Annotated in this window: 7 protein-coding genes and 1 pseudogene; 5 read left to right on the plus strand and 3 right to left on the minus strand. The window is 37.6% G+C overall.

What is annotated here, in order from left to right; translation table 11 throughout:
• The first annotated feature begins 22 nt into the window (after positions 1–22).
• From Q5W13_RS06200 to Q5W13_RS06215, 4 genes and pseudogenes are all read left to right on the plus strand, one after another.
• A complete protein-coding gene (locus Q5W13_RS06200) occupies positions 23–3283 on the plus strand; it encodes a VCBS repeat-containing protein (protein WP_304445728.1) in 3261 nt (1086 codons plus the stop codon).
• Between the two features lie 7 nt (positions 3284–3290).
• A pseudogene (locus tag Q5W13_RS06205) lies at positions 3291–4628 on the plus strand (vanadium-dependent haloperoxidase).
• 24 nt (positions 4629–4652) lie between these two features.
• On the plus strand, positions 4653–5558 hold the full coding sequence (locus Q5W13_RS06210) for a GyrI-like domain-containing protein (protein ID WP_304445729.1): 906 nt from the start codon (positions 4653–4655) through the stop codon (positions 5556–5558).
• The gene (locus tag Q5W13_RS06215; RefSeq protein WP_304445730.1) at positions 5510–6457 is read left to right on the plus strand and encodes a hypothetical protein; all 948 of its coding nucleotides are present in this window, start codon (positions 5510–5512) and stop codon (positions 6455–6457) included. Before Q5W13_RS06210 ends, Q5W13_RS06215 begins: the two co-directional genes overlap by 49 nt.
• 16 nt (positions 6458–6473) lie before the next feature.
• On the opposite strand, the gene Q5W13_RS06220 is transcribed toward Q5W13_RS06215, so the two are convergent.
• Positions 6474–9785, minus strand: a complete 3312-nt coding sequence (locus Q5W13_RS06220) for a ShlB/FhaC/HecB family hemolysin secretion/activation protein (RefSeq protein ID WP_368662449.1) — start codon at positions 9783–9785, stop codon at positions 6474–6476.
• A gap of 24 nt (positions 9786–9809) precedes the next feature.
• Positions 9810–10226, minus strand: coding sequence for a hypothetical protein (locus Q5W13_RS24675; protein WP_368662450.1), 417 nt, complete (start codon positions 10224–10226; stop codon positions 9810–9812).
• Positions 10227–10271: 45 nt separating this feature from the next.
• On the opposite strand from Q5W13_RS24675, the gene Q5W13_RS06225 reads away from it, so the two are divergent.
• Complete coding sequence (locus Q5W13_RS06225; protein WP_304446471.1) at positions 10272–11438, plus strand: Pycsar system effector family protein; 1167 nt, start codon at positions 10272–10274, stop codon at positions 11436–11438.
• On the opposite strand, the gene Q5W13_RS06230 is transcribed toward Q5W13_RS06225, so the two are convergent.
• Positions 11435–13813: a GAF domain-containing protein gene (locus Q5W13_RS06230; RefSeq protein WP_304445731.1), complete on the minus strand. Its 2379-nt coding sequence runs from the start codon at positions 13811–13813 to the stop codon at positions 11435–11437. The genes Q5W13_RS06225 and Q5W13_RS06230 overlap by 4 nt on opposite strands.
• Between the last annotated feature and the right edge of the window lie 28 nt (positions 13814–13841).

Genomic DNA, 13841 nt, shown 5'->3' on the forward strand with positions numbered 1-13841 from the left:
TCAAAGAAAAAATATACTACCTGTGCATTTTAATTACACTAATATTTGTTTATGCCTTGCGCTCCTAATCGTTACCGCTTGCGGTGATCAACAAGGCTCACTTTTTAGCAATCCTCCTGCTTCAGAAACAGGTATCACGTTTAAGAATACCCTTACTGAAACCAATGACCTAAATATTTTAGACTACCTCTATTTCTATAATGGCGGTGGCGTGGCTATTGGAGATATAGATAACGACGGGCTACCTGATATTTTCTTTTCTGGTAATCAAGTGAAGAACAAACTGTACCGCAACAAAGGCAACCTTCAATTTGAAGATATTAGTAAAACTGCGGGTATTGAAGGTAACAGCACATGGAACACCGGCTCAGTAATGGGTGACATAAACGGAGACGGGCTTTTGGATATCTATGTTTGTGCCGTGGTGGGCATTAATGGCTTTAACGGTTATAACGAACTGTTTTTAAATAATGGAGATGGCTCATTTACCGAAAGTGCAGCCAAATACGGCCTGGATTTTGACTCGTACAGTTCTAATGCCGCCTTCCTTGATTTTGATATGGATGGCGATTTAGACATGTATCTTCTGAATCATGCCGTACATACCCAAGAATCTTTTGGTAAAGCAGATTTACGCCTGAAACGTAACTATCAAACAGGAGACAAACTATTTCGTAACGATGGAGACAAGTTTACTGATGTAAGTGAAGCTGCTGGCATATATGGTGGCGTAAACGGATACGGATTAGGATTGGCAGTTTCCGATTTTAACCAAGATGGTTATCCTGATATTTACGTAGGTAATGATTTTCATGAAGATGATTATTATTATCTAAACAATGGCGACGGTACTTTCACCGAGAGCTCAAAGCAGTTTTTTGGTCATACTTCCCGCTTTTCCATGGGTAATGATGTTGCGGACATTAACCATGACGGTTGGCCAGATTTGATTTCTTTAGATATGCTACCGCAGGATGAAAACGTACTAAAATCGTCTGAAGGGGATGATAATGTGCAAACCCAAAGATTACGTACAGAACGGTATGGCTACGGATATCAGTTTACTAGAAACATGTTGAACATTAATCAGCAAAACAGCACTTATCTAGAAACGGCACTTATGAGTGGTGTAGCTGCTACAGATTGGAGCTGGAGCGCTCTTTTTGGCGATTATGACCAAGATGGTGAGCAAGACCTATTTATCTCTAACGGCATACCTAAAAGGCCGAACGACCTTGATTTTATCAATTTTGTGAGTAGTGAGCAGATTCAGAATAAGATGAACAACACCAAGCTTATGGATCAGCAAGCTTTGGACAAAATGCCTACCGGAAATATCCATAATTATGTTTTTAAAGGTTCGGAAGATTTGATGTTCAAAGACGAATCTGGCAAATGGATATCAAAAGATACCTTGGTTTCTGGAGCTACGGCCATGGGCGACCTTGATAATGATGGCGACTTGGACCTAGTTACTAACAACCTTAATGGTACGGCAGCGCTATACATCAACAAAACAAATAATAAATCAAACTATCTCAAATTAAAAATTCAATACAAAGACAAAAACACATTTGGCCTAGGAACCAAGGCCTTCTCCTATGCAAAAGGTAAATTACAATATAAAGAACTGTATACGGTTAGAGGTTTTCAGGCTTCTTCGGAACCCATAATTCATTTTGGATATGGAGAAATAACTCAAGTAGACTCCATAAAAGTGGTTTGGCCCGATGGCTCTTATCAGACACTTAGAGATGTCGCTACTAACCAAACAGTAATTGTAAATCCAGAGAATACAGCAAAGTTTGACTATACTAGTTTGCTGCCCCATCAAAAACCAATATTTGAAAAGACTGAAAATAATTTAGGAATCAACTTTAATCATATTGAAGACAATTACACAGATTTCAATCGTCAAAAACTTATTCCTTATCAGATATCGGACCGCGGACCTGCCACGGCCATTGGCGATTTAAATCATGACGGCAAGGATGACGTTTTCTTTGGAGGTTCAAAATACATTCCTTCACAAATCTATGTGCAAAATGATTCTGCATTCGCACCTTTTCATATCCCTCAAATAGCTAAAGATTCTATCAAAGAAGATGTGGCAGCAGTAATTTCAGATTTTAATTCGGATGGAAAGAACGACTTAATAATTGGCGCAGGCGGAGGTGACTTTTACAACAAAATGACAGCCTTACTAGACTCCTATTATATTCAAAAAAATAGCGAATTTGATCCTGCTAATTTACCAGAGAGCTTTCAAAACACTTCCGTTATAGCTCCCTTTGATTTTGATGAAGATGGAGACCTAGATCTGTTCATTGGTGGTCAGTCTATTTCAAATGATTTCGGAAAAATGCCGCAGTCTGTATTACTTACAAATAACAATGGCACCTTTTCAAATAAAAACGAAGATGCACTTAGTGACCTTGGTATGGTTACCGATGCCATTTGGACCGATTTTGATAGCGACGGCACAAAAGACCTAATTGTTATTGGTGAATGGATGTCACCTACTTTTTTTAAGAATACTAAAGGCCAACTTAGCAAAGTTGATGTTGTTCAGAAAGACCTAAATGGACTCTGGCAAAGCATCGTTCCATTTGATATAGATCATGATGGAGATACAGATTACCTGCTTGGTAATTGGGGCACCAACACCAAGTTTAAAGCATCTGCGGAGCATCCTATGAAAATGTACTACGGCGATTTTGATGAAAACAGACAGACAGAAACTATAACTACTATTGAGAAAGAAGGCAAATACTATCCAATAGAAGGCTTAGACGGACTTACATCTCAACTGGTTTTTCTTAAAAAGAAATTCAACACATACGCTTCCTTCGCTGGTTCTTCAATAGAACAAATTCTTGATAAGGATGTCTTAGAAAAAGCTGAAATCCTAAAAGTTCAGGAACTACGTTCAGGGTATTTAAAAAATGAAAATGGGAGTTACAGTTTTGTACCTTTTCACAACAAACTACAGGTTTCGCCTATTATGACCATGCTCTCATACGATTTTGATAGCGATGGAAAAGAAGAAGTTTTGGCAGCCGGAAACTATTTTGGTGTTAAACCTTATCACGGCAGGTTCGATTCTTTTGGAGGGGCCTTGATTAAAGGTGAAAATAATGTAATTTTAAGCGCTCAAATAGGTCTAGACCTAAGCCAAAAGTCAGTTAGACATTTAAACATTTTGGATCTAAAAGGAGAAAAGCACCTCTTGGTAACTTTAAATAATGCCAGTACACAAGTCTACAGACTGAATAGAAAATAAAGAACAAATGAACAAGATTATTACCGCATTACTATCGCTTATTTTTGCGATTTCCTGTAAAGCCCCACAAAAAGAAGAGCCTATAACCATTACCCCAGAAGACCTTGATGCTTCTATAAACCAGGTAACGGATATTATGATTCATGATATATTTTCTCCTCCTGTAGCCAGTAGAATTTTTGCTTATCCAAATATTGCTGCTTATGAAATAGTTGCTATGGCAGACGAGAACTATACTTCTTTGGCCGGACAACTTAACGGTCTTACAGCCATTCCTTCACCAAGCACCATTGATACCGTAAACTATGACCTTGCCGCCATGGTTGCCCATATGGAGCTTAGCAAGAGATTAATATTTTCAGAAGACCGCATGGAGATGCTGCGCGATAGCCTTTATACTATTTGGGAAGGCAAGAACCCTGTTTTATTTACCAGTTCAAAAGAATATGGCCTGCAAGTGGCGGATCATATAGCTGCTTGGATGAAAGAGGACAACTATGCGCAAACGCGTACGATGCCAAAATTTACGGTAGATGCAGATGATGAAACAAGATGGCAGCCTACACCACCCGCATATATGGATGGTATTGAACCCCATTGGAATAAAATAAGGACTTTTGTTATTGATTCTGCTGCTCAGTTCAAACCAATTCCACCTCCAGCATTTTCACTTGAGAAAGATTCGCCTTTCTTTAAAGAACTTAAAGAAGTTTACGACATCAGTAATAGAATTACCGAAGAAGGTGACACTTCCGAAGAAATTCAAATCGCTCAATTTTGGGATTGCAATCCTTATGTTTCGGTTACTCGCGGCCATTTGATGTTCGCTACCAAGAAAATTACACCATAAGGTGCACACTGGATGGGAATAGCAAAAATTGCAGCACGTAAAACCAATAGTGATTTCCACAAAGCTTTGTACGCTTATACCAAAGCATCCGTTGCTATGGCAGACGCTTTTATCAGCTGTTGGGACGAGAAATACAGAAGTAACCTTATTCGCCCAGAAACATTAATCAACCAACATATAAATGATAGCTGGAAGCCTGTTTTGCAAACACCACCATTTCCAGAGTATACCAGTGGACACAGTGTTGTTTCAGGAGCTGCATCCGTAGCGCTAACAGATGTGTTTGGTGATGACTTTGCCTTTGATGACGATACGGAAACACCTTATGGATTACCCATTCGTAGTTTTACTTCGTTTAAGCAAGCAGCAGACGAGGCAGCAATTAGCCGTATGTACGGAGGCATTCACTACCGATCTGCTATAGAAGTAGGTGTAAAACAAGGAAGGGACCTCGGCAAGTTTGTAGTTGACAACCTTAATATGGCAAAAAAATAAAGCAACAGCTCAAAACTAAGCTTCATGTCCAAAAAAATTGCGCTAGTCGCATCCGCTCTTTTAGTAGTGGGGCTTATATGGTATCTTTTTATCATGCCTCAAGATTATATAGTTCGGTTCCGAACTAAGGCATCATCAGGTACGGTAAATCAAATTGTCAAGTTTTGGTCGAGCCAAAAAGGTCATGCTAATTTTCAAGAGCAAAAGAGCCTATCTGATTTTACTAGTACAATTGTTCTAAACGACACGACCCTTTCTTTTAATTGGAAGATTGCACCATTGAACGATTCTATTTCGCAAGTAAAAGTGTACGTTACAGATAGCGAGAACAGCTTAAAGAACAGAATTCTCCTCCCTTTTTCAGACACTGATTTTGAAAAACGCTCAAAAAGTACGGTAAAGGAGGTTTACACGCTTCTAAAAAGCCATCTTTCTAATTTCAAAACAACAATTGTTGGCGAAGCCATTATTCCTAAAAAGTACTGCGCATGTGTTCCTTTAAAGAATACGCAATTAGAAAAGGTAAAAGGAATGATGAATCACTACTCGCAATTAAGTGGTTTTATGGCTAAAAATAGTATTGAACTTGATGGACGTCCTTTAGTAGAAGTAGAACATTGGAACACACAAAATGATAGTATTGCCTATAATTTTTGTTTTCCTATAATTAAAACAGATAGCCTTCCTAAAGCCGAAGGATTTGTCTACAAAGAAATTAAAGAAAGAAAAGCCATCAAAGCGGTATATAATGGTAACTATTTAACTTCTGACCGTGCGTGGTACGCATTGCTTGATTACGCCGATAAAAACGGAATTAGAGTTACAAAAGAGCCCTTAGAAATCTTTCACACCAACCCAAATATGGGCGGAAATGAATTAGAGTGGGAAGCCGAAATTTTTATGCCGATACAAGCACAAAAATCGGAATAGAACTTACCTTTGTATTCATTAAAACGCATTCTAATGAAATCAATGGCAAAAAAATTTCGCTTAAAGTTGTAGTCCTATTTCTTTTCTACAGCTGTGCAAATCACGGTCAACTAACTTATGTGACTGTACTACCAAAAAGCCTTAAAGAGAATTCCGGCATAGCCACTTTCACTAAGGATTCCGCTTGGTTTATAGAAGACAGTGGTAATGATGATGTCATTACCCAAGTAGATTATGAAGGAAATGTACTAAGGGAACTAAAAGTAAAAAACGCCAAAAACCACGATTGGGAAGATCTTACGGAAGACAAGAAAGGTAACTTATATATTGGTGATTTTGGCAATAATGAAAGTGATCGAAAAAATCTTGTTATTTATAAACTTCCCAACCCAGAATTAGAAAGCGGAGACCACATCACTGCAGAAAAGATAACTTTTAAATACCCAGAGCAAAAACATTTTCCTCCTAAAAAAAGCGAGCGACTTTACGACGCTGAGGCCTTTTTTCACTACAATAATTACCTCTATATTTTCACCAAAAACAGAGCAAACCCTTTTACTGGTGTTTCTCTTATTTATAGAGTTCCTGATACCAAAGGAGATTACGATGCAGAGTACCTAGGCAAGTTAACTATGTGTGACGATTGGGATACCTGCAGAATTTCTTCCGCTGACATTTCTCCTGATGGAAAAACCGTAGTTCTATTGAGCACTGGAAAAATTTGGACTATTACCGATGTGGATTTGGAGAATTTACCAAGTAGCAACCTAACAGAGATTGACTTATTGGTACGCACTCAATTAGAATCCATAAGTTTTTTAGACAACACCACCCTTCTACTCTCTGATGAGGAAACAAAAAGGGAAGGTAGAGACCTTTACAAATATGTCCTTAAATAGGTCTTTTTCCTAGCCGTTAAAACCCAAAACCTAGTCCAAAAGAAAAGCGAAGTCCGTCATCACTATTAAACAGTGCTAAACGTGCTGTAACAATATCCGCTCCATTTAGGAAAAAACCACCTCCGTAAGAAGTATGCCAGTCTTTGGAATCTTCTTTAGGTAACCAAACCCTACCATAATCAAAACCTCCATAAAGCCCCATAGACAATGGTAGTAATTGCGTTTTTATTTTCCTGAGACTATAGCGGATGTCCGTATTCTGATAAAAAGATTTTTTACCAGTAAACCTTTGGTTTCTAAAACCTCTTAACCCATCTAAACCACCTATACTGGCAGCCTGATAAAATTCATAGTCATCACCAATATTAAAATGTGCTTTCCATTTTGTTGCCAAAACCAATCTACCACTAGGAATTAATTTATAATCAAAACCTAAACTTGGTATGATGTACCCAAAAGCATTGCCATTTTCTGTACTTCGTTTATACCCTGTTAAGATAGAAGTAGACATACCCATTGTTGGGAATGCAACATTATCCGTATTGGTATACGAATATTCCGCATCAACACCTACAAACCTATTTACAGTTTCTTCTCCGTTGGCTTGGTAATAGGTATTAATAAATCTATCATCGCTTTCTTCTACTTCAATAGATTCATAAGAAACCCCTGCTTTCAATTTTGCTCCTAAATCACCTCTCCAAACCAAAGCCGGTGCAAACTTAAGCGTCTGTAAACGCACTCGGTTATAGTCTAAACCTAAGTCGTCATCAAAATTATCTGTATTGTTCCCAAAATCGAAAAAGTTAATAGCGAAATTCGGACTCGTAAAACGTGCTCCTAAATGTAAGTTCCAGTTTTCAAAAATATGAGCAAACTCGCCGCTATACCCTAGTTCAAAACCACTAGTTGCAAAATAATAGGAAGCATCTAACTTATGCTGTTGCGTAAAAGGGTTTTGTCTAAAACCGTTAAACGTATACGTATCACTGAAACCTATTTTAACCCCATCATCTGGGTTGTAACCAATAGTTGGGATAATTTGATTCACCGAATTCCGTATTTGCAAAGGCAAGTAGTTATTGGTATTATAATCGTCCGTCAGTTTTAACTTAGCACCACTACGTTCCTCTATAGTATTCTTTTTAGTTTTGTAGTCATAAATGGCAATATTACCGCCTTCATTCACCCTATAAATATCATTATTTTGCCCACCTATCAAGCGCATCTTAATGGCACTTCTTTCGTCTCCGTTTACTTCAAAAATATCATCATCATCTAAGCCGTACACCCATACTTCTTTGGTGCTTTTTTTATTGAAAACCTTCTCAAAGAACAGCTTCTTCCTTTTGCCTTTGATGTTTCTATAAACTTTAACCTCGGTTTCCATATCATTTAAGATATTTACTTCAAACCAATCGTCTTTATCAGTACCTATAACTACCGCATACTTGTTTAAAACTCCGTAATAAATACGGGCAGTTTCTTCAATATTGGCTGCTCTAGCCAATAGTATACCTTTAATTTCACCTACCGTCTCATCCCTGACTTCTTTCGGAAAATGCATAAATGCTTTATCAATTACTTCAGAAGTAAGGTTCTCTCGTATAAATTTTGCTTGCTCTTGCCATTCTTCCGGAGTGGTCTGCGTTAAAAGAGCCATATCCAACACATAGGTTTTTGGCGAAGAGTTAAAACCTTTTACGTTTCGTATTTCTTCATTAAAACCCTCCATTAAACGTAAACCGGGTATAATTCTCGTGGCCAAGCTCATAAAAAAGCCATCACCATGTTTTGAATAGACCATATCACGATCCCTTGGCACGGGTTTATAAAGTACCTTATCATTTTCTTTATCCTCAAACTCTGCCCATCTCCATTGATCTACATGACGATCCCAATCTCCCATGACCATATCAAAAAGTCTTGCTCTTAAATATAATTCAGAATCTACGGAGTATTTCTCGTCATCACGTAAATCTTCAAGCATGCTATCCGTACTCTTTAGTTCATTAGAATACCCAAAACTCTCTAAGTCTCCGTGGCCATCTCCGGCATGCTCTTCTATCATATAAAGTTCATCACCAAAAGATTGATTGTACTCTTTTAATGCCGACTGTTTGGGTACATAATATAAAACAGGATTAGTGTGGAATAGACCCACCGCATCTGACAATTCTCCGGTTGTAAAAGGCCCATAAGGATTAGAGCCCGTATAGAAATCAAGAAGAAGATTTTCAGTATAGGTGTTTTCAAAATCGCCCATTACATATTGATCTTGAAAAGCCATAGCCTGCAAATACAGTTCCGCATCTTTACGAAGAGCTCGCATAACGAACTCTTTGCCATCCTTATCCCTTAATCGTAATGATTTAGACTGATGTCCTCCACCCTTATGAACAGGAACCAAACCTCCCATAAGGGTGTCTAGATTTACGGTTGGAGCTTCTACTTTTGTTGCATAATATTTACGATAACGGTCTCCCCAAACGAATTTGAAAAATCCACTTTTATCTACTTCATCCTCCGTATATATTGAAGCTTTTACCGTAGCCGGAAATTCATCAGAATACTTTTCCTCAGAAAATGTCCTGTCTGGAGGTAAAACCTGAGACGTAAATAAAAACTCTTCGTCTTTATTAGCATCCACTCCAAAGAAACGTACTTGTGATGATCCGTCTGTATACACCTCTAAAGTGGCGTAACCTCTTTCTCCCGTTGAAAATTTACTGCCGTTCAATAGATTTGTTGCTCCTGTCTTAGCACCCGACCCACTTACGATTTGCGGTGTATTCTCTTCTACTATGTATTGAAGCGTATGCTCATGTCCCGAAGCCAATACCACTTTTTCTGAATACTGAGCCAAAGTCAACAAACGTTTTTTTAACTCTGTATATCTCTTGTTGGTCATATCTTCTATAGAAGCGCCAGTTGTTCTCCTTAAAACATTTATAAAGCTTCCAAGAATGGGCAACGGCCCTATTTTCCCCTTCGGGTAGAAATGCGACTGAAACGTGTATTGCCCACCATGCGTTCCGTAACTGAACATTGGGTGGTGCATAGCTATGACCGTAGTCTTTTGTCTATTATCTTTAATCTTATCCTCAAGCTCCAACCAGAAAGAATCTCTGGTTTTGATATCACATTTATCATTAATGTCTGGGCGCTTGTTCCAATTGGTCAAGTACCACTCCGTATCTATGGCTATAATAGTTACCTCATCATTTACTTCTATAGTTTCTATAGGGCAACCGTCTTCCGGAAAAAAAACGTCTTTACTATCTAAATTTTCCTGAATGTAATCCTGTTCTCGTTTTAAACCTACCAAACCTTCCGTATACCAATCATGGTTCTAAGGTATAAAAATGGGTTTCCCTTTAAAATCTTTCAGAGTTTTTAATTGGGCATCCAAATCATTTTTTGCCAGAATATAGGCAGCGGTAGAATCTATAGGGTCAGGTAGACCTGCAGGATAAATATTATCGCCTAAAAAGAGTGCCGTACTATTCTTATCTGCCTTGTCTAATTTGTCCTTAAAAATCTTAAGCGCGTCGTTCATTCCATCCATAGGAGATAGACCTGCATCCCCAATAAGATAAAACGTATGTGAAATCTCCTTTGTAGTAGGAACATCTGTTTTACCCTCTTCATTTGCGTACTTTGTTTTAAGGGTTGCACAACCTGAAAACAGAGCTAACAATGCAATTAGCGCAAAATGTTTACCGAATAGAACACTATTCACTCTCAATATTTTGTAATTTGGAACCATAAATAATTTTTTCCGGATTTACTATCGAAAACCGAAGAATTTGCAATTAACCTGTTAGTCAAAGAATTAGATACCAACTATTTGTATCACAATCTTAGGCATACCCAGCGTGTTGTCAAAAGTACTAAAGAATTGCTTGATTATTATAACTTAAACGCTACTGATAGTGACGCAATAACGCTTGCTGCATGGCTTCATGACACAGGTTACACAAAAGGTTCAGAAAACCATGAAGAAAATAGCTGTGCAATAGCAAAGAAATTTCTGACCGAGCAAAATTGCGAACCACTGACTGTAGAAACGGTCTGCAATCTAATTATGGCTACCAAGCGAGGCCATGAGCCGCAAAACTTGATGGAAGAGATTATGAGAGATGCCGATTCTTCTCATTTAGCACAATCTAGTTATACTGAAACTTGCGAGATGTTGCGGGAAGAATTACAGCTGTTGGGCATTGCAGAAATCTCAACTAAAGAATGGCGCCGTACCAATATTAAAATGTTCCAGACCGAGCATCGTTTCTACACGGACTATGCCATAAAAAACTGGCAAGAAGGTAAAGATGAGAACCTTAAAAAGTTGGTGAAACGTGATAAAAAACAGAAAAAAGCACGAAAAAAGGAAGAACTTAAAGTTCAATTAAAAAACAAAAGTCCAGAAAGAGGGATACAGACCATGTTCCGCGTTACCATGCGGAACCACTTAAAATTAAGTGATATTGCAGATACCAAGGCTAACATTCTTCTATCTGTAAATGCAATTATTATTTCTTTAATGCTTACTAACCTTATACCTAAACTAGATAATCCATCTAATGATTACTTAGTAATTCCTGCAGGTATCTTTGTCATGTTTAGTGTTATATCTATGATTATGTCTGTTTTGGCAACCCGACCGAATGTAACTAGCGGTGAGTTTAACAAGGAAGACGTAAATCAAAAGAAAGTAAACCTATTGTTCTTTGGAAACTTTCATAAGATGAAGCTTGAAGATTATGAGTGGGCCATTCAAGAATTGATTAAAGACCAGAAATATGTATATGACTCCTTAACCAAAGACCTTTACTTCTTAGGTCTTGTGTTAAATAGAAAATACAAACTATTACGATGGACGTATACCATCTTTATGGTAGGAATGGTATTATCTGTAATTGCATTTTTTGTAGCCCTAAAATTCTACGGTCCAGAAAGAATTATTGAATTACCTACCTAGGCCTTCAATTCATTCATAAGATCTTCGTACGTATACGTTCTTTCCAAGTCGTTGTCTTTGGTCTTGTAAAGAATATCTGCCCGTATAGCTTTAAGTCCGCTTACGCCTTGTAGCCCCTCTAATTCCACAATCTCTACCTTACCGGTAAAGTAACCTTTAGAGCGCAAGAATTTTATGTAACGTAAGTATTCTAGCTCATCCTTTTTCTGAGAATAGACAATAACCATTTTACCCGCTTGGGTCAAACGTTCATTGGTTCCTTTAATGTAAGATTTATCAATACGTTTCTTGATAATTTCGTATCGGGCATTGTACGTACCATCTACATCAAAGCGCTTCTCATCCATTCTAAAACGGATTGAAAGTGATGTACTATAAACTAAAACCAATGAAGCCACGTCTAAAGGCACAGCAAGTTTAGGCTTTAAAGTATAATGCGCATTTTCCATCTCGCACATAACCTGCAACTGCCATAATCTAAGATTGTTTAAGTACAGCATATCAAATTCTTGATCGCCAACAATCTCATTACCAATGTACATGTTGTGCTCAACACCATCAGTCTTATACCGCTCAAAGTAATGCGGGAACATGGCTTGGGCACTCTTTTGCTTCTTATCTAACAACGATGCCAATCTCATATTGATTCGCGTAACACTTTCGTCATAATTACGTCTGTGATCATAATAGGAATCTGTTCCCATATCAACCGAAGACTCATAGGAAAGAATCAAATTATTCAACTCATTATCAGATTTTTTCAAATGAGAGAACACAGGATTTATTTCATCCATCACAAAATTAAAAATAGCTTGCTCACTGTTGGTGTGCAGGCTTTCTTTAATACTGTCCATATGATTATTCACCCTAAACATCAACTCCTCATAAATAGGTAACTTACTATTCTGCCATGCATTTTCAAGCACTTTATTTATAGTAGAAAGTTGAATCATCAAATCGCGCTGAATTGCGGTATTTCGGGCCTGAGATGAATCTTTAATATCTATTTGACCATATAATGGATATACATTTTTAAAGACAATTTCCTTAAAAGTAGCACTCCTACCTTCTGAATTATCCTTTACAAAACGTTTGGCTTCTTCTTCAAAACGCCAGTATACAGAATCATGGACCGATGTACATTCATTTTGAATAACGGCATCAATAAGGTTACTTTCCTCTGCTTTAGAACGAAGTACTGCCGATACAATAAAAGGCATTACATCTTCCAATTTATTGGCATTTACACTATTCAATACATTTGGCTCGTAAGCTACAAGCTCCAATACACCCAAAAGATTACCATCATCTGCAATAGGTGCCAGAATAGCACTTTTTATACCTTTTTCTTTGAGGCCTTCATAGAGGGCCATGCCTCCAGAAATTTTATAATGACGATCTACATCTGAAATAGCAAAATAACTGTTCTGCTCTAACAATCTACTGTAGGAACTTTTACATAAAGCACTTGTACAATGTAGCGCGTCTTTATCTCCCAAAAGAAAACTCTCCATGCCATTAGCAAAAACTTTTTCAAAACGATTCTCCTTAGCATTATACTCCACAAAACCCACCTTAATATCTGGTGAATTAAAGAAAGACCTAAAGGTCTCCTGTAAATCGCTCATGAAATTATCACTGCTGCGCTTGTCGTTCGCAATCAGGCTAGATTTTATTTCGGAGATAGAATGTTCTGCAGTTACGTCAAACATATTGGAAATGACAAAACCCTTCGAAATAAAACTATGCGGCGGAATTTTTTCCTTCCAAAGTTCTATATTATCAAAATTATCTAACAGATCATCAACATCTTTTTGAGTAAGTTTCTTTGCCTTATCCGTAGGCAAAATTTCCATAAAATCTGCATTGTACAAAATTCTATAATGGCGCATTACGCCATTTTTATCAGGAATATCGTAGAAAAATGGTCTTTTAAAATCAAAATTGAAGCCGTAGTGAAAATTAAGAATAACCGTACACGCCACAATATACATCTGGTGTTCTGGTAGATTCCGCATTTGTGGAATGAAATCATCTCCACCTGCATCTTTCAATATTTTTTTGAACCGCTTAGAAGAATTAAAGATTACATCGTTATACGGTAAAGAGGCAGTCTTTATCTCATTGTTAGTAACAACTTTCGGAAAAATATCCTGTAAAATAATATTAATAATGTCTTTATGTTTTTTAAGCAAGGAAACATCATTAAAACCATCACGAAGCTCAGGGTACGGTGCTGCAGCTTTTAAGATACGCTGTGCCTTTTTCGCCTCGGTGATATTATCACTTTTAGCCATGACATCATATTGCTCCATAAGCCTGTTAAAGCTTATTAGCTGGGTAATTGGTAAATCTGCTTCGTAGTTTTTCTCCATTCTCATCTCATCAGTCGTAAATACCCTC

The organism is Zobellia laminariae (assembly GCF_030553095.1).
Classification (GTDB): domain Bacteria; phylum Bacteroidota; class Bacteroidia; order Flavobacteriales; family Flavobacteriaceae; genus Zobellia; species Zobellia laminariae.